Origin of the sequence: Polynucleobacter sp. Nonnen-W13, from assembly GCF_018881735.1 — a bacterium.
In the GTDB taxonomy this organism is placed as follows: Bacteria; Pseudomonadota; Gammaproteobacteria; order Burkholderiales; family Burkholderiaceae; genus Polynucleobacter.
On record NZ_JACVPU010000002.1, the window covers coordinates 532,097 to 557,930 of the forward strand.

Consider the following 25,834-nt stretch of genomic DNA (forward strand, 5'->3'; position numbering starts at 1 on the left):
CCATTAGTTAATAAAAAATCCACCTACACAAAGTGCAAGTGGATTAGTTACAACGAATCAAGATTTAGTCGGTTGACTGCTTTTAGCTTGCTAGAGTGGACTTGCCAAGAAATCCGCATTAGCTGATAACCAGGCAATATAACGACCGACACCCTGCTCCACATTGAGGAAGGGTTCTGAGTATCCAGCGGCACGCAGCTTAGTTAAATCTGCTTGTGTAAAACACTGGTACTTTCCTTTGAGCGCATCCGGGAATGGAATGTACTCAATCGCCTTTTCTTTGACCAACTCTTCTAGGCTGGCAGGGTTAGCTTTATCGATTTTTCGCATAGCATTGGCAACTGCATGAGCAACATCATTAAATGGTTGTGCGCGGCCACTGCCGAGATTAAAGATACCGCTGATTTCTGGATGATCCAAGAAATATAGGTTCACCTTCACTACGTCTCCAACTGATACAAAATCACGACTTTGCTCACCAGCACCATAGCCACCATACTCACCAAACAGCTTAACTTTGCCATTCAATTTGTATTGGTGATACTGGTGAAATGCCACTGAAGCCATACGACCCTTGTGTGATTCACGTGGACCATAAACATTGAAGTAACGGAAACCAACGACCTGGGCAGTATTGGCTTTTTCAGAAAAGCGCTTGCGCATCACTTGATCAAATAAGAACTTGGAGTAGCCATAAATGTTCAGTGGCTTTTCATGCTCACGACTCTCTATGAATACATCAGAACCACCATAGGTCGCCGCTGAAGAGGCGTAGAGTAGTTGCACTTTTTGTTCTGTGCAGATATCGAGTAAATCCATGGTGTATCGGAAATTATTCGCCATCATGAAGATGCCATCAGTCTCCATCGTATCGGAGCAGGCCCCTTCATGAAAGACTGCTCTTACCTTACCAAAGCGACCACCTCTAAATGCCTCTAGGAACTCGTCTTTATCTAGGTAATCAATAATGTCTAAATCCGCAAGATTGCGATACTTATCGGCTGGGCGCAAATCATCGACTGCAATAATATTTTTCTCGCCACGGGCATTGAGCGCTTGAACAATATTGGCGCCAATAAACCCAGCTGCGCCGGTCACGATAATCGTCATTGCAATTCCTCAGAAGTAACGGTGGCTGTACCTAACTTACCAACCACAATACCACCAGCCCGATTAGCTAAAGCCATCGCTCTTTCCAGTGGCCAGCCAGCTGCCAATGCCACTGCTAACGTTCCAATAACAGTATCACCCGCACCTGATACATCAAACACTTCGCGCGCCTGTGCCTTCACATGACTCACGCCCGCATCGGTAAATAAGCTCATGCCCTCCTCGGAACGGGTGAGGAGAAGCGCCTCGAGGTTTAATGACTTTCTGAGATCTTGTGCTTTCTTAGTTAGATCATCTTCATTGGCCCACTTACCAACTACTTGACGCAGCTCGCTTCGGTTAGGCGTCAGTACAGTGGCACCGCGATACTTAGCATAATCATCACCCTTAGGATCGACTAGGATCATTTTCTTTTGAGCACGTGCCTGCTCAATCATCAAAGCTACTTGACCTAAGGCGCCTTTACCATAGTCAGACAAAATGACCACGTCAGCATCACCAAGCAACTTCTCGTAACGCTCCAACTTGTGAGCTAAAGCTGCCTCACTAGGGGCCTCCTCGAAATCCAAGCGAATGAGTTGCTGCTGTCTTGCAATGACGCGCAACTTCACAGTAGTCGGCACTTTGCCATCAATCTCTAATTGACTGTTAACACCACTGGATTTCAGGAGATCAGTAACGCGTCGTCCTGGCTCATCATCACCAATCACACCCAAAATCGTTGTCTTCGCACCAAGAGCCGCAACGTTACGTGCCACGTTGGCAGCACCACCTAAACGCTCATCAATCTTGCCTACTTGAACAACTGGCACTGGTGCCTCAGGAGAAATCCGATTCGTATCACCAAACCAATAGCGATCAAGCATGACATCACCCACCACCAATAGGCGGGCTTTAGAAAACTGTTCTCGGTTAGCTTTTTCCACGATGTAACTAATCCCTCTAATCTTTTTAATGGATTCTTTTTTACTGGTATTAATTATGACGACCAATGCCTTGGTACTCAATACCTAATTCTTGCATAGCTTGTGGCTCATACAGATTACGGCCATCAAAGATAATGGGATTTTTCAGTTTAGCTTTAAGCAGATCAAAATCTGGGCTTCGGAAGGCCTTCCACTCGGTCACGATGACAAGAGCGTCAGCATCTTGGATAGCCGCCATTGGATCATCTACCAAAGTGACTTGCTTGAGACCTTCTGGGTTAGCTTTGAAGTCTATCTCGAGGCAATGCTTAGTTTCTGGCATCGCTACTGGGTCATGAGCGACAACTTGAGCGCCACGTTTAACTAGCTCCTGGATGATGACTCGGCTTGGTGCTTCGCGCATATCGTCGGTATTCGGTTTAAATGCTAAGCCCCACATAGCGAACTTCTTGCCATTCAGGTCAGAACCAAAGCGTTTTTCAATTTTTTCTACCAAGATATATTTTTGAGCTTCGTTTACCGCTTCGACAGCATCTAGAATCTTCAGATCGCGACCATACTCAATCGCAGTCTTTGATAGGGCTGAGACGTCTTTCGGAAAGCAAGAACCGCCATAACCTGTACCGGAGTACAGAAATCCATAACCAATACGCGAGTCTGAGCCAATACCTTGACGCACTGCTTCAATATCAGCGCCGACTAAATCAGCAAGATTGGCTAGCTCATTCATGAAGGAGATACGAGTCGCCAACATCGCATTGGCTGCGTATTTAGTAAGTTCAGCACTCTTCACATCCATGTAATAGGTACGCTCATGGTGGCGATTAAATGGAGCATAGAGTTTGCGCATTTGCTCTTTAGCACGCAGGCCTGCTGGGGTATTTTGTGTACCGATCACAATGCGATCTGGACGCATAAAGTCTTCTACCGCTGCGCCCTCTTTAAGGAATTCTGGATTAGAGACTACGGAACACAGTTCTGGTGAGAGGCTTCTTTTGGTCAACTCCTCGCTGATGGCAGCAGATACTTTGTCAGCGGTGCCCACTGGAACAGTGGATTTATCAACGATCACCTTAGCACTGGTCATATGGCGACCAATATTGCGAGCAGCCGCTACAACGTATTGCAAATCTGCAGAGCCATCCTCATCAGGAGGTGTTCCAACAGCAATAAATTGAATATCACCATGTGCTACGGAAGCGGCAATATCAGTAGAAAACTGCAGGCGACCAGCAGCGCGATTACGCTCAATCATCTCTTTTAAACCTGGCTCATAAATAGGCACGCCGCCAGAATTAAGGATCTCAATCTTTTTAGAATCTACATCCACACAAAAGACATTATTGCCCTGCTCTGCTAAGCATGCGCCAGTAACAAGACCAACGTAACCGCTGCCGATGATGGTGACTTTCAAAATATCTCCAAGTAATTCAGTATTAGTTCATTCATTACAAATCAGACTACATTGAAGGGCCGCTAGGAACGGATCCCTCACTGCGTCTTGGGGAGTAAGCCTCCCAGTGATTACAGCCCGGGCACTGCCAGTAAAAACGACGCGCACGGAAACCACAGTTACCACAAGTGTAGCGAGCCAAACTGGTGGTACGTTGCTTTAATAAATTAAGTGTTGCCTGTAAATCAGATACGCGCTCTGGCGTACCATTGCTCTCAGCCAATGCCAAACGTGTTTCCGCTAATTTCGAGAGAGCGCTTAAGCTTGGTGAGTGCTGCATCACCTCAACCAGCATCACTTCAGCTGCTTGAGCTCCACGAATGTGGGTTATATGCTTTTGCACAATGTCGAGCAACTCACCAGATGCTTGGGTTTTTAATAACTCGCAAAGCGCACTTAAACCTTCTTCCGCTTTATTTAGCACAGTATGTGCTGCCATCCACCGATCTGCGAGAAGATGCATATAGGCGGGATGCGTTTTAGCGATCACCGCCCATACCTCGATTGCCTGGGCTGGTCGATCCATAGCTATCAAATAATCACCCTGCAGAATGAGTGCGCGTGCGTGATGCGGAACTGCTTGTAATGCCAATTGAATGGATTGCTCAACTGCCGGTAAATCTTTCCGACGCAATGCTTCTTGACCAAGCTCACAATGAAACTGTGCGATCTCGGTGTGATGTGATTTTCCTTGTAAAGCCTCGAGTTCGCTAGCCGCAATGATGGCTTTTTTCCAGTCCCGCTCAATTTGATACATCTCGAGCAAACTCTCTTTTGCTGGGGCAGCAAACTTACCTTCACCTACGCGATTTAATGATGCTTCAGCGCGATCTAATAGACCGGCACGTAGAAAATCGCGCCCTAATTCATAGGCAGCATGATCTCGATCACGCGGCTTTAAGTCGTCGCGATTGGCCAGATGCTGGTGAACTCGAATTGCACGCTCAGTTTCGCCACGGCGACGGAATAAATTACCTAAAGCAAAGTGAAGATCGATTGTTTCGGGATCAAGCTGAGCGATCTTGACCAAGGTTTCAATTGCCTGATCAGGCTGCTCATTTAATAAGAGACTTAATCCTTTAAAGGTTGAACGCTGCTGACGCATCCGCTCTCGCTCATCCATGCGATTTTCAAGGCGTAAATCCCAACGACTAGCTAACCAACCAATGCCAAACATAACTGGTATTAACAGCAGCCAGGAGGTAGCAATCTGAATCATTTCGTGCAGAACTTAAATAAAAAAATGGTCCGAATGGACCACTGGATATGCGCTATGTGACTAGGCACCGGAACCCTCTTTAGGGCTCACCTGCTTCAGAGGCTTGTAATCAACACGCTCACGTAATTCTTTACCTGGCTTGAAATGGGGAACACGCTTTTCTGGGATCAATACTTTCTCACCAGATTTTGGGTTTCGACCAGTACGCGCAGGACGATGATGCAAAACAAAACTACCAACACCACGCAACTCAATCCGCTTGCCTTCGGCTAATGCGTGAGTCATCGTGTCTAGCAAAGTTTTTACAGCTAACTCCACATCTCTTGGAAGTAGCTGGGGAAACTGCTCCGCCAAACTCTCCACGAGCTCGGAACGAGTAATTGCTTGTTGCTCTTGATCTGACATATCTATCAATAAAAAAACCGCCGCCCTCCTAGTGGAAGACGGCGATATTGATTTAGCCTTGATTGTCCATCTTTGCTTTTAACAAGGCGCCCAAGTTGGTTGTGCCAGACTGCGCATCACCTTGGAGCTTGCTCATAGCATCTTGTTGGTCAGAGCTGTCTTTAGCTTTGATTGAAAGATTGATGGCACGTGACTTGCGATCAATGTTGATGATCATTGCAGTTACGCTATCGCCTTCTTTCAATACATTACGTGCATCTTCAACACGATCTGTTGAAATCTCAGAGGCACGTAAGTAAGCTTCAACTTCATCAGCTAAGTGAATGGTTGCACCCTTAGCATCAACAGCCTTCACAGTACCAGTTACAAGGCTACCCTTGTCGCTTACGGATGTGTAGTTATTGAATGGGTCACCAGACAACTGTTTGATACCAAGAGAGATACGCTCTTTCTCAACATCAATAGCCAATACAGTAGCTTCCACTTCGTCGCCTTTTTTGTATTTCTTAACAGCTTCTTCGCCAGGCTCATTCCAAGAAATGTCTGAGAGGTGAACCAAACCATCGATACCGCCAGGCAAACCAATGAACACACCAAAGTCAGTAATAGACTTGATTGCACCAGTCAACTTGTCGCCTTTTTGTTGGCCACGTGAAAACTCTTCCCATGGGTTTGCTTTGCACTGCTTGATGCCCAAGCTGATACGACGCTTGTCTTCATCAATATCCAGAACCATCACTTCAACTTCGGTTCCTAATGCAGTAGCTTTACTTGGAGCAACGTTCTTATTAGTCCAGTCCATCTCAGAAACGTGTACCAAACCTTCGATACCAGATTCGATTTCTACGAATGCGCCGTAGTCAGTCAGGTTAGTTACCTTACCGAATAAACGGGTATTTGGTGGGTAGCGACGAGCGATACCAACCCATGGATCATCACCAAGCTGTTTCACGCCGAGTGAAACACGGTTCTTCTCTTGATCGAACTTCAAAATCTTCGCGGTAACTTCTTGACCAACGGTCAACATCTCGCTTGGGTGACGTACACGACGCCACGCCAAATCGGTAATGTGCAAGAGACCGTCAATACCACCGAGGTCCACGAACGCACCGTAGTCAGTAATATTTTTAACGATACCTTGAACAACGCTACCTTCTTTGAGGTTAGACATCAACTTCGCGCGCTCTTCACCTTGGCTAGCTTCAACAACTGCACGACGTGACAACACTACGTTGTTACGCTTGCGGTCAAGCTTGATAACCTTAAACTCCATCGTCTTACCTTCGTAAGGGCTGGTGTCTTTGATTGGGCGTGTGTCAACGAGTGATCCAGGCAAGAATGCGCGGATACCGTTAACCATGACTGTCAAGCCGCCTTTAACCTTACCGGTAACAGTACCAGTAACGATCTCAGCTTGCTCAAGCGCTTTTTCCAAGTTCATCCATGATGCCAAGCGTTTCGCTTTGTCACGGGAAAGGATTGTGTCGCCATAGCCGTTCTCTAGAGCGTCAATAGCAACAGAAACGAAATCGCCAGGAGCTACTTCAATCTCGCCAGCGTCGTTATGGAATTCTTCAACAGGAATAAACGCTTCGGATTTCAATCCAGCGTTAACAACGACGAAGTTATGGTCGATGCGAAGTACTTCAGCCGAAATAACTTGGCCGGTCTTCATATTCGATCGGGTTAATGATTCTTCAAATAGTTCTGCAAATGATTCAGACATTTATATATTCACTTTGTGCCGCCAGAAGGCCTGACGGGTTAGGTTAAAAAAGCCCCAAGAAACACGCTCAATTAGATAATCGCGTTGTAGAGTTTCTTAAGACGCCAAAACAACTTCTACTACTGTTTACTGCCCACCCAAAACTAAGCTGTTGTTGATTGATACCAATCTAAAACCGTCTTAACTGCTTGATCTATCGATAATTCCGATGTTTCTAGCACTTTGGCGCCGTCTGCGACTAACAAAGGAGCGGCACCTCGACTACTATCTCTGGCATCGCGCTCTTGCAAATCATGCAGCAAGTCCTCTAGTTTAGCAGAAATTCCCTTAGCTATCAATTGCTTATACCGTCGTTCAGCCCTAGCTTGGGCTGTCGCTGTTAGGAAAATCTTCAAAACAGCATCGGGAAATATCACACTTGCCATATCGCGACCATCAGCAACCAAGCCCGGAGCCTGCCTAAAACCATGCTGAACACCTACTAAAGCCTGCCTGACTTCTGGGTGCACCGCTATTGCAGAAGCACGCAAACCAATGCTTTCTGTCCGAATGGCATCGGTCACATCTTCGGAATTGAGCAAAATTTGACCATTTTTGAATGAAATCACCAGTTTTTTGGCCAAAATACCCAGTTCCGGGCCATTTTGAGGATCAACACATGCTTTTTGACTCCCCAAAGCGACGAGTCGGTAGAGTGCACCACTGTCCAAATAATGAAAGCCCAGCCTCTCGGCCACAAGGGAGGCAACCGTACCTTTACCAGAAGCGGTAGGTCCATCAATGGCGATGACTGGCGGTAAATTCATTAAAAGCGACTTCTAGGAGACGATCTTTGCAAACTCTGCAAAGTAAGTTGGGAAGGTTTTAGCAACGCAATTGGGATCGTTGATCTTGAGCGCATTGGGACCAAAAGCAGCTAGCGAGAAGCACATGGCCATACGATGGTCATCATAAGTATCAATACCTTCATCCGGAGACTTCCAATCAGAAATAGACGGCGGCGCTTGAACTACGATGTAATCAGCACCCTCTTGAACAATAGCGCCCACCTTTTTTAATTCTTTAGCCATTGCCGCAATACGATCAGTTTCCTTCACACGCCAGCTCGCAATATTATTCAAGCGCGTAGGGCCTTCAGCAAACAGTGCGGCAACAGCCAAGGTCATCGCCGCATCCGGAATCTCTGTGCAATCGATCGTAATACCATTGAGCTTGCCGTTGGCATTTTGAACGCCAGCAACTTCAATCCAATCCTCGCCCGACGAAATCTTCGCGCCCATTAAGGCTAAGGCATCAGCAAAAGCAACATCACCCTGAATACTTTGACTACCAACGCCTAAGACGCGCACTGGTCCACCACCAATCGCACCAAGTGCTAAGAAGTAAGAAGCAGACGATGCGTCACCTTCAACAGACAGCACTCCAGGACTTTGATATACCGCCTCAGAAGTTTTGGCAGGAATCACAAACGACTGGGCATCAGGGCAAGCTACTTTGACGCCAAAGCGCGCCATCAGCTTGAGCGTGATGTCAATATAAGGACGAGAAATCAATTCACCGATCACTTCAATCTTGACGGGCTCTTTTGCAACTAAAGGCAAGGCCATCAACAAAGCAGTCAGGAATTGGCTTGAGACATCGCCCCGCACCTTCACCACGTCTTTCATTTCAATATCAGCGGCAATGATCTTAATGGGTGGATAGCCTTCTTGTAATTCATAGTCAATCTTTGCGCCCACTTGGCGCAGACCATCCACTAAATCTCGAATGGGTCTTTCATGCATACGAGGCACACCAGATAAACGGTAGTGACCGCCTTGCATAGCAAGAGCCGCTGTTAATGGACGAATTGCTGTACCTGCATTACCCATAAAGAGATCAGCATTTTGCACCGGGAACTTCCCGCTGCAACCTTCAAGCACACAAACTTTGTCACCTTGATCACTTACCGATAAACCCAGCTGGCGAAGTGCATTACGCATCACCTGAGTATCGTCAGCATCTAGTAGATTTTTAAGTGTTGTAGTGCCTGACGATAGGGCGGCCAACAACAGGGCGCGATTGGAAATGCTTTTTGATCCAGGTAAGACAATCGAACCCTGCGCTCGCTTGAATGGTCCAATTTTGATATCCGGCAATCTACTCATCAAAGCCCATCCAAATCTTGGCGCGCTTTGCTGGCCTTGTTGAATAACTTCTCCAAGCCTGCACCATCATTCTCAGCAATCAATTTACGCATGTGACTCACGATGAGCAAATATTGATCAAGCTCCTTAAGAACTGCAGTGCGATTACCCAGGCAAATATCACGCCACATCTCTGGGCTCGAAGCTGCAATACGCGTGAAATCTTTAAAGCCTGCGCCCACATGACTGAGTTTTTGATCGGCATCTTCTGAGTTCACAACACTAGCCATTAATGCATAAGACAATAGATGCGGTAAATGAGAGACTGCTGCATAAATCGCATCATGCTGAACACAAGAAATCCTTTTAACAACGGAGCCAACTGACTGCCAAAAGCCTTCGATTAAATCTGTATCTTGTGGAGAGTTTTCCTGTAAGGGACAAAGAATAGTTTGCTTACCTGCAAATAAATCTGCTTTCGCAGCACTAGCACCATGTTGTGCACCACCAGCAATCGGGTGCGCCGGCACAAACTGACAAGCTTTTTTACCCAACACTTCTTTAGCAGCCAAAATCACATCGCCCTTAGTGCTGCCCGCATCTGTAATCATTGTTCTAGGCTCGAGATGAGGTTCAATGGTTTCAAAGGCTGCGCGCATTTGCGCTACTGGCATACACAACACAATCACGTCAGATTGCTTAGCCGCCTCAGCCAGATCAACTACAGCATCTATAGCGCCCATTTTGAGGGCTTGATCTAGATTAGGGGCGCTACGGCCGACACCTAAGACCTGATTGACCACGCCCGCTTTTTTTAATGCAAGGCCTAAGGAAGCACCAATGAGACCAACGCCAACAATCGCGACGGTACCGTAATTACTGGATGGGTTAATGATGGCCATTGGCTTATGAAATTTGTCTAATTGGCGTTGAATTAACGTTGCGCCAAAATATCTTTAAGGGCATCAATAAAAGCTGCATTCTCTTCAGGCAAGCCAATGGAAATACGTAACCATTGTGGCAAACCGTAATTGCCAACTGGACGAACAATAATGCCACGCTTAAGCAACTCTAAATTAATGCGAGCACCAGCACTATCATCCTCGCCAACCTTCACCAATACAAAGTTACCTGCTGATGGAAGATAAGTTAAGCCAAGCGCATCAAATGCTTGAGTAAGTTGAACTAAACCAGTGCGATTCAATTCAAAGCCTTGCTGTAAGAAAGCAGAATCTTGGAACGCTGCGATCGCTGCGGCTTGTGCAAGACTATTAACGTTAAATGGCTGACGGATGCGATTGAGTAAATCCGTTAAGGCAGGCTGAGCCACACCATATCCGATTCGTAAACCTGCCAAACCATATGCCTTAGAAAAGCTTCGCGACAAAATCATATTGGGAAAACGCTTCACCCAAGCAATTGCGTCATAGCGCTGTTCTGGGGCAAGGTACTCGTTATAAGCTTCATCCAATACGACCACCACATGAGCAGGAACAGCCATTAAGAAATCCTCGATCTCTTTAGCGCTTAAGTAGCTACCAGTCGGATTATTTGGGTTGGCCACAAACACCAACTTAGCTTTATCACCTGAGGCTTTAACTGCTTGCAAGATAGCAGGCAGGTCATGACCATACATTGCAGTTGCAGCCACTTCAATCGCCTTAGCACCAACTGCTTGTGTTGCCAATGGATATACCGCAAAGGCATGTTTGGAGAAAACTACCTCATCGCCAGCTTGAGCTACTGCACGTGCAGCTAACTCCAAAATATCATTACTGCCATTGCCTAAGGTAATCCAATCCGCTGGAACGCCTAAACGTAATGACAAAACATTCTTTAATTCAAAACCATTAGAGTCTGGATAGCGACCTAAGTCACTCGCAGCCTTGAGCATCGCGTCTTGCGCCGACTTTGGCATGCCTAATGGATTTTCATTGGAAGCCAATTTCACAATCTTGTTTTCATCAAGGCCGTACTCACGCGCGACCTCACTGATAGGTCTTCCGCCAACATAGGGCGCTATCGCATGGATATGCTTTAAACCGATATTAAATTTTGATGTCATGCTGAATGAGGATATGAGCCGAGGTTTTTATAAAAAGCAGCTGTCGTTTTTAAGTCTTCCAAGGCTTTGGCTACTTTCGTATCTTCAGCATGTCCTGCTACATCAATATAGAAGTGGTACTCCCAAGTTCCCTTGCGAGCAGGGCGAGACTCAAAGCGGTTCATGGAAACGCCATGCTTAGCTAAAGGCTCTAATAAACGATGTACTGCACCTGGTTGGTTATCCACTGATAGCACCAGAGATGTTTGATCTTTGCCGGTAGGCTGACACTCATAAGTTCCGACCACTACAAAACGGGTACGGTTGTGTGGATCATCCTGAATCTGCGCAGCCACAGCCTGCAATCCATAAGCTTCTTGCGCAGGGTCTCCAGCAATTGCTGCCAAGCTGGGGTCCAGAGAGGCCATACGCGCTGCCTCAGCGTTGCTACTGACTGCCTGGCGCTTCAATTGAGGCGCATGCACACTCAACCATTGCTGACATTGCGCTAAAGCTTGGGCGTGAGCGCAAACCGTGGTCACGCCATCTAAGTTACCGCTATTAGTTAGCAGATGGTGACGAATAGGTAGCACCACTTCACCGCTAATCCGCATGGGTGAATCTAGAAGCAAGTCCAAGGTTCTTGAAATCGCACCCTCACTAGAATTTTCTACAGGCACAACTCCAAACTGCGCTGCACCCTTCTCCACCGCTTTAAATACTTCATCCAAACTATTGCAAGGAAGACCCGCAATCGAGTGGCCAAAATAGGTTTGAGCCGCTTGCTCTGAAAATGTTCCTACTGGTCCGAGATAGGCAATCGTCTGACGAGCCTCTAAGGCACGGCAAGCCGACATCACCTCACGCCAAATTGCCACAATACCATCAGGTAACAAGGGGCCCTTGCTGAGCTCTTGTAGGCGCGCAACAACCTGACGCTCACGCTCAGGCCTAAATACTGGTGACGAAAACCCACCTTTTATGTGGCCAACCTCTTGAGCAGCTTTTGCGCGCTGTGATAACAAATCTAAAATCTGCGCATCCAGTGCATCGATTTTGTCGCGAATTGGCGCTAGTCGCTGTTCTTCTGTACTTGGGTCTTTGGAGCTCATTAGGCACGCCTTTCAAAGTCACGCATAAATTCCACCAAGGCCTTGACGCCCTCTAGTGGCATTGCGTTGTAAATACTGGCGCGCATACCGCCTGCCGCCTTGTGGCCGCGCAAGGCAACTAAGCCTGCCACATTAGATTGCTCGAGAAACTGGGCGTTTAAATTTTCATCCTTTAGGAAGAAGGTGACATTCATACGAGAGCGATATTCTTTAGGAATGCGATTTTCGTAAAGACTGCTTTGATCCAAGAAGTTGTATAGCAAATCCGCTTTTTCTTGATTGCGGCTCTCAATCGCTTTTACACCACCCTGCTTCAGTAACCACTTAAAGCCTAGTCCAGCCATATAAATCGAGAAAGTAGGCGGCGTGTTTAACATGGAGTCAGTTGCCGCTTGTTTAGACCAATCCCAAATCGATGGCGTAATTTTCATACTGTGACCCATCAAGTCTTTGCGTACGATCACAATCGTTACACCCGATGGGCCAATATTTTTTTGTGCGCCACCAAACCAGACGCCACATTTTGTGACATCGATTTCTCTAGATAGGATATTGCTAGAAATATCAGCAACCAAGAGCTTGCCGTTGACATCAGGCACATCTGGAAACTCTACGCCACCAATAGTCTCATTCGCACAGTAATGAACGTAAGCAGCATCCTCTGATAGTTGCCAAGTACATCTTGCAGGAATCGTATTGAATTTTTCAGCTGCAGAAGAGGCTGCTAAATGAGCAACACCATACTTATCCGCTTCTTTATAAGACTTTTCCGACCAAATGCCAGTTACTAAAAAATCTGCCTTTGGGCCATTCTTGGCTAAGGGCATCAGGTTCATGGGGATGGCAGCATTCTGACCCAATCCGCCACCTTGAAGCATCAATATTTCATAGGAATCCGGAATGCCCATGAGGGTGCGTAAGTCTTGCAATACCTCCTCATACAGGGCCATGAACTCTTTGCCCCGATGGCTCACTTCCATGACGCTTGCACCCAAGCCCTGCCAATTCAACATCTCTGCAGCAGCCTGCTTCAATACCTCTTCAGGCAAGGTAGCAGGTCCCGCAGCGAAATTGAAAATGCGGCGGTCAAACGTCATGATGGGTTAATTAACCTTGAATGGATGCCAATTAGGCATCGCCAGCTTGATCAGAATTGGAATCAAGCGCTGGATCGGCGGAAATATCTCCACTTTCACCGTCTTCAACATCATCCAAATCATTCTCATCATCAGAATCGCTTTCAGCAATACGCTGCAAGCCAGACAAACGCGTACCTTCATCAACGTTGATCAAAGTGACGCCTTGTGTTGCGCGCCCCATTTCACGAATCTCTGAAACACGAGTGCGCACCAAAATGCCGCCAGTAGTAATCAGCATAATTTGATCTTCAGGAGATACCAAAGCAGCGGCAACGACTTTTCCGTTTCGCTCAGTTGTCTGAATCGCAATCATGCCTTTGGTACCGCGACCATGACGGGTGTATTCACCAATCGGAGTGCGCTTACCAAAACCATTTTCTGTTGCAGTGAGTACGCTACTCGGAATTGCGAGACCATTCGCATCAACAACAGCCACTTCGGCACCTTCAGCAGCTTCAGCTGGAGCAACCAACATAGCAATTACTTGATGACCTTCACCCAAGTTCATACCGCGCACACCGCGCGCCGTACGACCCATTGGACGCACATCATTCTCATCAAAGCGCACTGCTTTACCAGCATCGGAGAACAACATCACATCATGCTGACCGTCAGTGATCGCTGCGCCAACTAAGAAGTCGTTTTCATTTAAATCGACAGCAATAATTCCGGCCTTACGTGGATTAGAGAAGTCAGACAAACGCGTCTTCTTCACTGTACCCAAGCTTGTTGCCATGAATACGTAATGATCATCTTGATACCCCTTAATCGGGAGAATCACCGTAATCTTTTCGCCTTCAATCAAGGGGAACATATTAACGATTGGCTTGCCGCGTGAATTACGGCTTCCTTGTGGAACTTCCCATACTTTGAGCCAATACATACGGCCACGATCGGAGAAGCACAAAATGATGTCATGTGTATTCGCAACGAAGAGCGTCTCAATCCAATCTTCGTTCTTGGTAGCTGCAGCTTGTTTGCCACGACCACCTCGTTTTTGCGCACGGTATTCACTCAGAGGCTGGCTCTTCATGTAACCAGTGTTAGAAAGTGTGACCACCATATCTTGCGGAGTGATCAGGTCTTCTGTGAACAACTCGGTTGCATTCATTTCAATAAATGAACGACGACCAGAGTCACCACCAGCAATACCAAATTCCGCTTGAACTTCTTTCAACTCGGATTCAATGACTTGAGTGACACGTTCTGGCCTGGCGAGTAAGTCGAGCAAATCCGAAATCTCCGCCATCACATCTTTGTACTCATTCACAATCTTGTCTTGCTCAAGGCCAGTCAAACGTTGCAAACGCATCTGTAAAATTTCTTGTGCTTGGCTATCAGACAAACGATACAGGCCAGTAGTTTGCATACCGTACTCCGGTAACAAACCTTCAGGGCGGTAGGCATTGCGGCCGCCCGGGGTATCCGTCTCCGCACGCGCCAACATCTCGCGCACCATGGAGGAGTCCCAAGCCTTACTCATCAACTCTTGCTTAGCAACCACTGGGTTTGCAGCAGCTTTAATGATGGCAATAAATTCATCAATATTTGCCAATGCAACTGCCAAACCTTCTAAGACGTGGCCACGCTCACGCGCCTTGCGCAATTCAAAAATCGTACGACGCGTCACTACTTCGCGACGGTGTTGCAAGAAGTACTCCAGCATTTGCTTCAGATTCAATAGGCGTGGCTGGTTATCCACCAGGGCCACCATATTCATACCGAAGTTATCTTGCAGTTGAGTGCTCTTATATAAATTATTGAGAACCACTTCAGGCACTTCGCCGCGCTTGAGCTCAATGACTACGCGCATACCTGACTTGTCAGACTCATCTCGGAGATCAGAGATGCCCTCTACTTTTTTCTCATTCACCAACTCAGCAATACGCTCGAGCAAGTTCTTTTTATTGACTTGGTATGGCAACTCATCCACGATGATGGCCTGACGAGCGCCCTTGTCGAGATCTTCAAAGTGGGTCTTTGCGCGCATCACCACACGGCCACGGCCAGTGCGATAGCCCTCACGAACCCCTTGAACACCATAAATAATTCCGGCAGTTGGGAAATCCGGGGCAGGAATGATCTCAATCAACTCATCAATCGAGCATTCTGGGTTGTGCAATACGTGTAAACAGGCTGTAACTACCTCATCTAGGTTATGAGGAGGGATATTGGTCGCCATCCCCACGGCAATGCCAGAACTGCCGTTAATCAGCAAATTAGGCACTTTTGCAGGAAGGATCAGGGGTTCTTTCTCACTACCGTCGTAATTTGGCCCGAAATCCACGGTTTCCTTGTCCAAATCGGCCAATAACTCATGGGCAATCTTACGAAGACGGATCTCGGTATAACGCATTGCAGCAGCGTTATCACCGTCTACGGAGCCAAAGTTGCCCTGTCCGTCAACCAGCATATAGCGCAGAGAGAAGTCCTGGGCCATGCGAACAATGGTGTCATACACCGCAGAATCGCCATGTGGATGGTATTTACCGATCACATCGCCAACTATACGGGCAGATTTTTTGTAAGCGCGGTTCCAATCGTTGTTTAATTCATACATCGCGAATAAGACCCGGCGATGAACCGGTTTGAGGCCGTCACGTACGTCTGGCAGGGCTCTGCCGACAATGACGCTCATTGCGTAGTCCAAATAGGACCGCCGCATTTCGTCTTCTAGGGATATTGGTAGTGTTTCTTTAGCGGCTTGTTCCATTTAGAAATAATATCATTTTGATGACTGATAGCCCCTATGCTAAGATTCTGTCAGTTTGTACGAAATTGAGATGTGTCGCTTTGCGGTTTTTTGCTTCAAAGTAGGGCGAATTACATTTAAGTTTGACTTTAATTAAAAAAGAGATTTTTGAGGACTAAAAATGAACAAAACCCTAAAACTGGTACTTGCTGGCGTAATCACTGTTGCTGCTACTGCTACTTCCGCTCAAAACGTTGACAACTGGGTCAACTCAAATGGCTTAGCCTGGAAAAACGGCGACGGCGCATTGTGCTGGCGCGATAGCAGCTGGACTCCTGCTACTGCAGCTGCCGGTTGTGACGGCTTTCTAGCACCAAGAGCTGCTGCTACATCTGGCGTTAGCCAAAGCAAGATCACTTTGCAAGCTGACACACTCTATGACTTCGACAAAGCAACATTGAAGGCAGAAGGTCAAGCAACTTTAGACAAAATCGCTAAAGATTTAAGCAAAATCAAATTAGAAGTAATTATTGCTGTTGGTAACACTGATAGCGTTGGTACTGATGCTTACAACATGGCTCTCGGCCAGCGTCGTGCTCAGTCAGTTAAAGCTTACTTAGTAAGCAAAGGTGTTGACGGTAGCCGTATTTACACAGAATCAAAAGGCAAGAGCAATCCAGTTGCAAGCAATGCAACTGCTGAAGGCCGCGCTAAGAACCGCCGCACCGACATCGAAGTTGTTGGTACAGCTGCAGTTAAGTAATTCTTTTTACTTGTAAAAAAGCCCGGTTCTGCCGGGCTTTTTTATTTCCGCTATATTCGTAATTCACTTATCTCAACGCGCTTCCTGCGCTTTTATTCCTATGAACGTCGATCAATCTGAAATCGCTAAATTTAGCGCCCTAGCCCATCGCTGGTGGGATCCCCACAGCGAATTCAAGCCTCTGCATGCCATTAACCCCTTACGCCTTAATTGGATCAAGTCGTTTGTTGACCTTCAAGGCAAGAAGGTTCTAGATGTCGGTTGTGGTGGCGGAATTCTGGCGGAGTCGATTGCGCAGTCAGGGGCTGATACCTGTGGCATCGACCTATCCGAAAAAGCCCTCAAAGTCGCTGAGTTACATGCACTGGAAGTGGGCGCCACCCTCAAATACCGCTCTATTTCAGCTGAAGCACTAGCCGAGGAAGAGCCAGAACAGTACGACGTTGTGACCTGTATGGAGATGCTAGAGCATGTTCCAGACCCAGCCTCTGTGGTTCGAGCTTGTGCAAATCTCTGTAAGCCGGGCGGCACCCTCTTTTTTAGCACCCTGAACCGCAACCCTAAGTCTTACTTATTTGCCATTATTGGTGCTGAATACATCCTGCGATTACTCCCCAAGGGCACTCACGAATACGCCAAATTCATCAAACCCTCTGAATTAGTTGCATTTACTCGTCACGCCGGATTAGACATGCTCGGCATGAAGGGAATGACATACAACCCCATCACTCAGGTCTATAGCCTTGGTGATGATGTTGATGTGAACTATATGATTGCCGTGCGTAAATGAGTAGCAGGTTAGTAAGTCCTTACAAGGGCATCTTTTTTGATCTAGATGGCACCCTTGCTGACACAGCTCCAGACCTTGTTGCAGCCGCAAACCAGCTCCTCATCGCACGCAATCTTCCACCCATGCAATATGAGGTATTGCGTCCCCGTGCTTCTGCAGGGGCTCGTGGACTGATTAGAGGAGCATTTGGGATTGAGACCGATCACCCCGATTTCATTCCACTTCGAGATGAGTTTTTCTCAAACTATGAAAAAGCGCTCATGGTCAATAGTGTCATTTTTGATGGTGTCGATCACTTGCTTAATCAATTGGATGGCGCAAAACTACCTTGGGGCATTGTTACCAATAAAAGCGAGCGCTTTACCAATCCCTTAACTGAGTTAATGGGCTTGAGACAAAGAGCAGTATCAACAGTTTCTGGCGATACCACTCCTCACTCAAAACCCCATCCTGAGCCCATCTTGCACGCAGCTAGACTCGCCAATGTAGACCCGACCAAATCGGTATATGTCGGCGATGACATCAGAGACATCGTGGCAGGCAAGGCAGCGGGTATGAAGACGATTGCAGCAGCTTATGGATATTGTGGCTGTGAGGAGCCTCCAGAGGCCTGGGGTGCGGATTATCTCGTGCACCACCCAAAAGAACTCCTGGAAATCATCTTCCCGCAGTAGGGAGATAAAAAGATAACAAGCAATTTAGGGGTAAGCACCTTAAAATAGAGTTTCCTATGCAAGAACTCCGGGGTCGACATGGTTTCGACGTGGATTACAAAGCATCAAGGGCATACCGAGGACCCGTTATCTCGTAAATCAATGGGAATGTAATAACTGCAAACGACGAACGTTTCGCACTAGCCGCTTAATTGCGGTTGCCCCTGAACTGATTCTCTCTTGGGTCAGCTAGCGAAAGCTAGATCAGGGTCATTTACAAGAGATAAGATCATTTCATGTCACGGGGAATGATTCGAAAACTTAGTGAATCGCCAGCGTGGAACATGTCAGTCTGTGACTAGCTAGCTAAATTAAATGATATGACTAAGTATGTAGAACTTGTTGTAGAGGATTTGCGGACGCGGGTTCGATTCCCGCCGACTCCACCATTTTGTAGTACGTAACAGACTAACGCCACCGACTAGGGTGGCGTTTTTCTTTGTAGATCAGGGGCTGTACGACCAGCCGTAGAAGTTTTCAGGGTAAATTCAAAGGCTAACGAAATAACTCTAATTAAAAACTTGGAAGGCGACTTACGCACTAACTATTCAGCTGCGACTCCAGAATAAATATGCTCTGCGAAGGAAAAACTTACGCACTTTACCCAAAAGATAGAAGCTAGTATCCTAAGATTCAAGATTTAAACAATAGCCTTTTATAAAAGTCATACAGGGACAAAAATGCCACAGATTCAACTCAAAAGCTTTATAAAGCTGTCACTCTTAATCATCTCTTTGTGCACTGTAAGCTTTTCATTCTCCCAAACTGTAGATAGCTACCCCAAAGGGCCAATTAAGATTGTTGTCCCCTATTCTGCTGGCGCAGTAACTGATGCACTGGGTCGCATCATTGCAATGGGTCTGAGTGAAAGTTTTGGCGTCAGTGTCATAGTTGAAAATAAAGTAGGTGCTGGCGGAACAATTGGCAGCGAACAAGTGGCGCTCTCTTCACCTGATGGATACACCTTACTACTGGGAGCAACTGGTCCTGTTTCAGTGGGTAAAGCACTGTACCCACAGCTTCGCTACGACCCCGCAAAAGACTTAACGGCGCTTGCCATCATCACACGGGTACCATTTGTAGTTGTAGTCCACCCAGACCAGCCATATAAAAATATAGCGGACTTAATTACTGCTGCCAAAGCAAAACCCAATACGATAGCCTATGGTTCAGCAGGCAATGGAACACCCCAACACATTATTGGAGAGATGTTCAAGCAATCAGCTAATGTACAGTTAATGCATGTCCCCTATAAAGGATCGGCACCAGCAACTACCGATCTACTCGGAAATCAAGTTCCCTTGATGTTTGACAATCCGGGACCACTGATGCAGCACATCCGTACTGGCAAATTACGCGTTTTAGCCCAAACCGGCGATCGTCGCTCTGCAGCCTTATCGGATGTACCTACTATGCGTGAAGTAGGGGTTGCTGGTTTAGTCGCAGCCCCATGGTACGGAATCATGGGTCCAGGCAATATGCCTCCAGCAATCGCTGAAAAACTTAATAAAGAAATCAATACTGTTCTTCGTCGTCCTGACGTAATTACTCGCATGCAAGAAATGGGATTAACTGCAACGCCCATGTCATTGGTAGAAGCAAAGCAATTTTTGACCAATGAAGCAAAAGTTTGGGGCGATGCTACACGTAAATCAAATGCTACTATCGACTAAAAATGCCTCACATCACCATTGAATCCCCGTCAGTTCTCACGAAACAAGTTAATTGGAAAGAGTTTTTTCAAAAAGTACACATTAGATTATCAAGTGCAGGTTATGGCCGCTTAGATGACTTCAAGAGCCGCGTTATCAATCTTGATTATTGGCAAGTTGCCGATAAAAATGAAGATGCACTATTTTTGTTTGCCACATTGGAAACCATGAATCCCCGCACCCCTGAAATGATCAGAGCAATGGGATCTGTGATTACAGAGGAATTGGAGATCATTGCGAAAAAAATTGCTAATGATCGCTGGCTACAAGTCTGCGTTAGAGTTAGGGGCACTCCAGTTGAGGATTATTTTAAAGTCCACATCAATGCTCCAGATCTGAAGTCAGGAAATTTCAAGGTAGGGGAAACTACTCAGTAGTGTTAAGTAGATTGGTCGACTTTTAGCAAATATCATTCAAAGTCCATCTGAATATATCCCCAACCGACCCGCTAAATTAAAAATAAATCAGTGAAAAGATCAGCTACTATTTTGTAAGTAATTTTGTGATGCGATACATCACAATCAAAAGCATAGGAAACCAGTTATGAAACGTAGAGACTTCATCAAAGCAACTTCGATAATTGGACTTCATCCTTTTGCCGCTTGGAGTCAATCGAGCTTTCCAAACAAGTCAATCAAGGCAGTATCTGCCTACGCCGCAGGCGGCGGTCCAGATGTTCAATTACGGCAGGCAGCGCCCTTTATTGGTGAGGCCCTTAAGCAAACTATTGTTGTTGAGAACAAAGTGGGTGCCGGAGGGGTCTTGGCTACGCAGTTTGTTGCACAAGCCAATCCAGATGGATACACCTTATTGCTAGGCTCAAATATTCAGCTGATTCAGAAAATACTGAAACCAGAGCTTTCAATTAGCCCAATGACTGACTTTGTTCCAATCAGCAACATGTACTCCTCGCCCACGATCATGATCGTAAGCGCTGACTCTCCTTATAAAACAGTTGAAGATGTTATTGCAGCAGCAAAATCGAATCCGGGGGCAATGAACTATGGCTCAGGCGGAATTGGCACATCTGCTCATATTGCCGGCGCTACGTTTGTAGCCTTAAACAATCTTAAAACAACTCACATCCCATTAAAAGGCTCTGTTGAAATTCTTGCATCCCTTGTTAGAGGAGATACTCAATTTGCATTTCCAATAGCAGGTACTGGGGTCCCCTTAGTTAAGGGTGGTAAGGTGAGAGCTCTTGCTGTAACGAGTAAATCACGCCTTACTCAGCTCCCCAATATTCCCACTTTAAATGAAATTATGAAAAATGAACTTACCATTCAAGAATCCTGGTTTGGCATGTGGGCGCCAGCAAAGACTCCGACGGAAATTATCAACACTCTGTTCTCCGGAATATCAACTGCATTATCCAACCCATCACTCGCAACAAGTTATGAAGCTGCCGGCAATATTATTACCCGCAGTCAAAGCCCTCAGGCTTTTGCAGCCTATATGGTTAGCGAGAATAAAAAATGGGCTGAAATTATCAGGCTAACGGGCATCACTGCAGAATAGCGAATGAAGATGGCTCAACTATTTGAAGGGGTTCGAGTTATAGACATGTCACATGTCATAGCTGGGCCTCTTACTTCGCTCTACCTCGCCCAACTAGGTGCGGAAGTTTATAAAATTGAAAAGCCTGAAATTGGCGATGTGATGAGGGCTAATAAAGAATTAATTCCAACTGATACCCCGACTGGCTTTTGCGCCTTAAATGCAGGAAAAAAGTCTTTATCTATAGATATTCGAACCGAAGAGGGAGCAAACATCATTCGCTCGCTTGCAAAAGAGTGTGATGTATTTATAGAGAACTTTCGCCCTGGTGTTGTCAAGAAGTATGGTCTTGACTATGAATCCATTAAAAAAATTAATCCAAAAATAATTTATTGCTCTATCTCGGGATATGGTCAAAAAGGTTTATGGTCGAGCCGAGGTGGGTATGATCAAGTAATACAAGCCCTTACTGGCATGATGATGATGTCAGGTCCTGAAAATGATAGCGATCCCACAAAGGTTGGATTTCCAGTGATTGATGTTGCTGTTGGTATGCTTGGAGCCCTTTCAATTGCATCTGCACTTTATCGCCAAGAAAAAGACGGTGTTGGGCAGCACATTGAAACCTCGCTTGTTCAAGCTTCATTGATGTTGATGTATCCGTACACTACGGACTACCTTACCGATAAAAAAACACATAAACGCTTGGGGAATAAGGGCTATAGCGGTAGTCCTGCATCTGATGCATTTCGATGTAAGGATGGATGGATCTCTACTGCTGCAAATACGCCAACTCAGTTCAAGAAAATGATGAATGTGCTTGGTCTTGAATCAATTTGTAGTGACCCAAACGCTTTAGATCTTGATGCTTTTAATGCAGTGAATGAGGGATTTGTTGTAGCAAAAGACCCCTCTTTGGTTAAAGAAAAAATCCAAAGTGTCCTATTGACTAAATCTGCTTTTCAGATGGAAATTGAACTCAATAGCGTTGGAGTGCCTGCAGCAAAAGTGAGGACGCTTGGAGAATTTCTTGAGGAAGCATCGTCAGGAGTAAATATAAATATTCCTCTTCATGAAATCAAAAATAACAACAAACTTATTAAAACATCTGGTCTTGGTTTTATTCTTGAAGAGCATACTCAAAAGCAGGAAATTAAAGCCCCAAAGCTAGGGGAGCATACCGCCGAAATACTTCAGAAAATTGGGCTTACAAATGAGCAAATTGAGGGCATTATCAAGGCTGGCATCTTAAAATAAGCTTAAGGCAATCCCGCCTGCTCGTTTCAATTTGAGTTAGAGACACTCCTCGCCTGTATTACCCCATACCCAATCGCATCCCAAGCAAGATTTTCTGGATCAGCAACCAGTTTTTCAGGTTGGCAAGATCTTGAACCTGTATTCAGTTAGTAGTCTGATTATTTTTTGGGGACACTCTTTGAAATTCGCACCTTTATGGTGGCATGTACCAGTTCAACGCCACCCACTAGGATGGCGTTTTTCTTTACTGCAATTTTTCTTCGTTTAATTAGCTCAACGCTTTGGGGTCTTACCCACTATCTTCACTGCCCTCAAGAAATCAAAGTCAACGCCCTTGTCTGCTTGCGTAACAGTGTCTAAGAATAGCTTTAGGTAGCCACGCTCTGCAGTGGGCTCTATTACTGGGTTCTCTTTTGCGCGCTTAGCCAACTCGTCATCAGAGACCAATAAACTAATTTCACGATTCTTCACGCTCAAGCGGATGCGGTCTCCATTATTTACAAATGCCAATGGCCCACCTACTGCGGCCTCTGGAGTCACGTGCAACACAATGGTTCCGAACGCTGTACCACTCATGCGTCCATCGGAAATTCGCACAATATCTTTTACGCCAGCACGAGCAAGCTTCATTGGAATCGGAATATACCCAGCTTCAGGCATACCAGGCGCGCCTTTCGGGCCAATATTCTTCAGTACCAAAATATCATCTGCCGTCACATCTAAGTCTGGACTATCAATACGATTGGCAAGGTCTTCACTATTTTCAAAAACAACAGCGCGACCCTCATGCTCCATGAGTTTTTCATTAGCTGCTGATTGTTTAATGATGGCACCGCCGGGCGCTAAGTTGCCATGCAAGACCGCAATACTGCCACGTGGATAAATCGGATTATCGAACTTGCGCACTACCTCTTGCTTAAAGCTTGGCGGGGCTGCATCAATCTCTTCACCTAAAGTGCGACCCGTTACCGTCATGGCATCTAATTTTAATAAAGGCTTAAGCTCACGTAGCAGCGTGGTCATACCACCAGCATCATGGAAGTTCTCCATGTAGTGATCACCAGAGGGCTTCAAATCCACCAGTACTGGCGTCTCATCACCCATCTTATCGAGCGCATCCAAGTCAATCTCTAGGCCCATGCGACCAGCGATAGCAGCTAAATGTACGATGCCATTAGTCGAGCCGCCAATCGCTAATAAAACACGCATCGCGTTTTCAAAAGCATCTGCTGTTAATACCTTATCAATCGTTAAGCCATCTTTTGCCATTTGAACAGCACGAGTACCAGTCTCTTCTGCAATCCGTATGCGATCCGCAGTGACGGCAGGTGGTGTTGCTCCACCAGGCACAGTCATGCCGAGGGCTTCAGAGATGCAGGCCATCGTACTAGCAGTGCCCATCACTGAGCAGGTCCCTACACTAGCTACCAATTGGTCATTCACTTCATCTTTTTCAGCTTCATCAATTTCGCCAGCGCGGAATTTTCCCCAATAACGACGACAGTCAGTGCATGCACCCACACGCTCACTACGATGGGAGCCCGTCAACATCGAACCCGTGATCAACTGAATTGCCGGGAGACCCGCAGAAGCAGCGCCCATCATTTGCGCCGGTACAGTTTTATCGCAACCACCAATCATCACCACCGCATCCATTGGCTGAGCCCGCAACATCTCTTCCGTATCCATTGACATCAGGTTGCGCAAATACATACTAGTAGGAGCGGCAAAGCTTTCATGAATCGAGATGATGGGGAAATCCATCGGTAAGCCACCAGCCAACATCACGCCACGTTTTACAGCCTCAATCAGTTGCGGCATATTCCCGTGACAGGGGTTATAAGCACTGCCAGTATTAATAATGCCAATAACGGGGCGATCTAAGGCGCTATTGGTGTAGCCAGCGCCCTTAATAAATGCCTTACGCAAAAACAAGGAGAAGCCTTTATCGCCATAACTGGTTAAGCCCTTACGCAAGCCACTTTCTGTAGGCTGCTTTTTTTCTTGATTAGCATTACTTGTCATAAATCATTCTTTAACTTAAAAATAAATGGTGCTTACTCAGCTTTGATATCAGCTTCTCTAATAACTTTTTCCCAACGCTTGACTTCAGCAGCTAGCAACTCGGCTGATTTCTTAGGCTTAGATGGTGCTGCAGCATAAACACCCTGCTTTAGGAACGCTTCCTTCACCTCAGGATTGAGTAATAGTTTAGCGATAGCGCTATTCAACTGATCAACGATAGGCATGGGTGTACCGACTGGCGCCAAAACACCAAAGGTAGAACTCACTTCCAGTGCAGGCATACCAGATTCAGCGGTCGTAGGAACATCAGGCAGCATTGAAATGCGTTTTGCCGTTGTCACCGCTAAGGGACGCAATTGCCCAGCATTGATAAACGGTAATGCAGCTGGAACAGTTTCTACCATCATGTTGACTTGTCCTGCAACTAAATCGGTCATAGCTGGACCACTACCCTTGTAGGGGACATGCGTGATTTTGAGACCCGCTTCTTTTTGGAAAATTTCTGCACCCATTCGCTGCGGTGCGCCTGCACCAGAGGAGGCGTAATTTAATTTATCTGGATTGGCTTTTGCGTAATCTACCAAGCCCTTTAAGGTTCTTACAGGAACATTGGGGTTAACTACCACCACCAAAGGTACTGAACCCACAATCATGACTGGAGTGAAATCCTTCAGAAGATCGTAACGAAGCTTGCCCTTTTCAAGCGTAGCCATAGTGGAATGTGAGGTGACTGCGCCCATTAGCAAGGTATAACCATCTGGATTAGCCTTAGCTACCGCTTCTGCACCGATATTGCCACCAGCTCCACCGCGATTCTCAACCAATACTTGCTGACCCAAAGATTCGCCTAAATTCTTAGCTAGAATTCGTCCAATCACATCAGTAGCTCCACCAGGAGGATAGGGCACGATGAGTTTGATTGGCCTGTCCGGATAAGCGGCATGCACCAAACCAGAAAAACTCAGGATGAGCGTTGCCTGGGCAATAGAACGGCAAAGCTTACCTAATTGAAAAGTGATCATTTTTATCTCCGTGCCACAGTTTTATATTTATGCTCAATATACTAAACTTTGTCATCACATCCATTTAAGCTTACTGAGTTCAATTCCACATCTTGCCAAGGAC

21 protein-coding genes, 1 other RNA gene and 1 pseudogene are annotated in these 25,834 nt (G+C 46.3%); 8 read left to right on the forward strand and 15 right to left on the reverse strand.

The genetic code is table 11. The annotated features are described in order from the left end of the window. Positions 1-90: 90 nt before the first annotated feature. From rfaD to gyrA, 13 genes and pseudogenes are all read right to left on the reverse strand, one after another. Complete coding sequence (rfaD, locus tag ICN27_RS08030) at positions 91-1,110, reverse strand: ADP-glyceromanno-heptose 6-epimerase (RefSeq protein ID WP_216269615.1); 1,020 nt, start codon at positions 1,108-1,110, stop codon at positions 91-93. Further along, positions 1,107-2,036, reverse strand: coding sequence for a D-glycero-beta-D-manno-heptose-7-phosphate kinase (gene rfaE1 / locus ICN27_RS08035; RefSeq protein WP_216269616.1), 930 nt, complete (start codon positions 2,034-2,036; stop codon positions 1,107-1,109). The genes rfaD and rfaE1 overlap by 4 nt, the downstream gene beginning before the upstream one ends. Before the next feature lie 49 nt (positions 2,037-2,085). Beyond that, complete coding sequence (locus ICN27_RS08040) at positions 2,086-3,450, reverse strand: UDP-glucose/GDP-mannose dehydrogenase family protein (RefSeq protein ID WP_216269617.1); 1,365 nt, start codon at positions 3,448-3,450, stop codon at positions 2,086-2,088. A 46-nt stretch (positions 3,451-3,496) separates the two neighbouring features. Continuing rightward, positions 3,497-4,708, reverse strand: a complete 1,212-nt coding sequence (gene lapB / locus ICN27_RS08045) for a lipopolysaccharide assembly protein LapB (RefSeq protein ID WP_216269618.1) — start codon at positions 4,706-4,708, stop codon at positions 3,497-3,499. 108 nt (positions 4,709-4,816) lie between these two features. Continuing rightward, positions 4,817-5,113, reverse strand: a pseudogene (locus ICN27_RS08050) (integration host factor subunit beta); the annotation flags it as partial. Between the two features lie 52 nt (positions 5,114-5,165). Further along, on the reverse strand, positions 5,166-6,839 hold the full coding sequence (rpsA, locus tag ICN27_RS08055) for a 30S ribosomal protein S1 (protein WP_215304875.1): 1,674 nt from the start codon (positions 6,837-6,839) through the stop codon (positions 5,166-5,168). 143 nt (positions 6,840-6,982) lie between these two features. Beyond that, positions 6,983-7,645 (reverse strand): (d)CMP kinase, encoded by a 663-nt coding sequence (gene cmk, locus ICN27_RS10445; protein WP_255535074.1) that lies wholly within the window; start codon positions 7,643-7,645, stop codon positions 6,983-6,985. A 12-nt stretch (positions 7,646-7,657) separates the two neighbouring features. Then, entirely contained in the window at positions 7,658-8,977 is a 1,320-nt protein-coding gene (gene aroA, locus ICN27_RS10450; protein ID WP_255535096.1) for a 3-phosphoshikimate 1-carboxyvinyltransferase, read from the reverse strand. 8 nt (positions 8,978-8,985) lie between these two features. Further along, on the reverse strand, positions 8,986-9,867 hold the full coding sequence (locus ICN27_RS08065) for a prephenate dehydrogenase/arogenate dehydrogenase family protein (RefSeq protein WP_216269619.1): 882 nt from the start codon (positions 9,865-9,867) through the stop codon (positions 8,986-8,988). Between the two features lie 32 nt (positions 9,868-9,899). After that, positions 9,900-11,030, reverse strand: a complete 1,131-nt coding sequence (gene hisC, locus ICN27_RS08070; RefSeq protein WP_216269620.1) for a histidinol-phosphate transaminase — start codon at positions 11,028-11,030, stop codon at positions 9,900-9,902. Next, a complete protein-coding gene (gene pheA / locus ICN27_RS08075; protein ID WP_216269621.1) occupies positions 11,027-12,121 on the reverse strand; it encodes a prephenate dehydratase in 1,095 nt (364 codons plus the stop codon). Before pheA ends, hisC begins: the two co-directional genes overlap by 4 nt. After that, positions 12,121-13,218, reverse strand: a complete 1,098-nt coding sequence (serC, locus tag ICN27_RS08080; protein WP_216269622.1) for a 3-phosphoserine/phosphohydroxythreonine transaminase — start codon at positions 13,216-13,218, stop codon at positions 12,121-12,123. The genes pheA and serC overlap by 1 nt, the downstream gene beginning before the upstream one ends. Positions 13,219-13,249: 31 nt before the next feature. Beyond that, the gene (gene gyrA / locus ICN27_RS08085) at positions 13,250-15,973 is read right to left on the reverse strand and encodes a DNA gyrase subunit A (RefSeq protein WP_216269623.1); all 2,724 of its coding nucleotides are present in this window, start codon (positions 15,971-15,973) and stop codon (positions 13,250-13,252) included. A gap of 160 nt (positions 15,974-16,133) precedes the next feature. Between gyrA and ompA the strand changes: the two genes are divergently transcribed. The 8 genes from ompA to ICN27_RS08125 all read left to right on the forward strand — a co-directional run bounded on the left by ompA (position 16,134) and on the right by ICN27_RS08125 (position 22,684). Next, entirely contained in the window at positions 16,134-16,715 is a 582-nt protein-coding gene (gene ompA / locus ICN27_RS08090; protein ID WP_216269624.1) for an outer membrane protein OmpA, read from the forward strand. Between the two features lie 100 nt (positions 16,716-16,815). Then, on the forward strand, positions 16,816-17,505 hold the full coding sequence (gene ubiG / locus ICN27_RS08095) for a bifunctional 2-polyprenyl-6-hydroxyphenol methylase/3-demethylubiquinol 3-O-methyltransferase UbiG (RefSeq protein WP_215308134.1): 690 nt from the start codon (positions 16,816-16,818) through the stop codon (positions 17,503-17,505). Continuing rightward, entirely contained in the window at positions 17,502-18,179 is a 678-nt protein-coding gene (locus ICN27_RS08100; protein WP_216269625.1) for an HAD family hydrolase, read from the forward strand. Before ubiG ends, ICN27_RS08100 begins: the two co-directional genes overlap by 4 nt. Positions 18,180-18,248: 69 nt before the next feature. After that, positions 18,249-18,607: a transfer-messenger RNA gene (gene ssrA / locus ICN27_RS08105) on the forward strand. Between the two features lie 291 nt (positions 18,608-18,898). Then, on the forward strand, positions 18,899-19,891 hold the full coding sequence (locus ICN27_RS08110) for a tripartite tricarboxylate transporter substrate binding protein (protein WP_216269626.1): 993 nt from the start codon (positions 18,899-18,901) through the stop codon (positions 19,889-19,891). 2 nt (positions 19,892-19,893) lie between these two features. After that, on the forward strand, positions 19,894-20,307 hold the full coding sequence (locus ICN27_RS08115) for a hypothetical protein (RefSeq protein ID WP_216269627.1): 414 nt from the start codon (positions 19,894-19,896) through the stop codon (positions 20,305-20,307). A 166-nt stretch (positions 20,308-20,473) separates the two neighbouring features. After that, positions 20,474-21,448: a tripartite tricarboxylate transporter substrate binding protein gene (locus tag ICN27_RS08120; RefSeq protein WP_216269628.1), complete on the forward strand. Its 975-nt coding sequence runs from the start codon at positions 20,474-20,476 to the stop codon at positions 21,446-21,448. A 9-nt stretch (positions 21,449-21,457) separates the two neighbouring features. After that, the gene (locus tag ICN27_RS08125) at positions 21,458-22,684 is read left to right on the forward strand and encodes a CaiB/BaiF CoA-transferase family protein (RefSeq protein WP_216269629.1); all 1,227 of its coding nucleotides are present in this window, start codon (positions 21,458-21,460) and stop codon (positions 22,682-22,684) included. A 273-nt stretch (positions 22,685-22,957) separates the two neighbouring features. On the opposite strand, the gene ICN27_RS08130 is transcribed toward ICN27_RS08125, so the two are convergent. Both ICN27_RS08130 and ICN27_RS08135 read right to left on the reverse strand, forming a co-directional pair. Continuing rightward, entirely contained in the window at positions 22,958-24,709 is a 1,752-nt protein-coding gene (locus ICN27_RS08130) for an IlvD/Edd family dehydratase (RefSeq protein WP_216269630.1), read from the reverse strand. Between the two features lie 32 nt (positions 24,710-24,741). Beyond that, positions 24,742-25,731, reverse strand: coding sequence for a tripartite tricarboxylate transporter substrate binding protein (locus ICN27_RS08135; protein WP_216269631.1), 990 nt, complete (start codon positions 25,729-25,731; stop codon positions 24,742-24,744). Between the last annotated feature and the right edge of the window lie 103 nt (positions 25,732-25,834).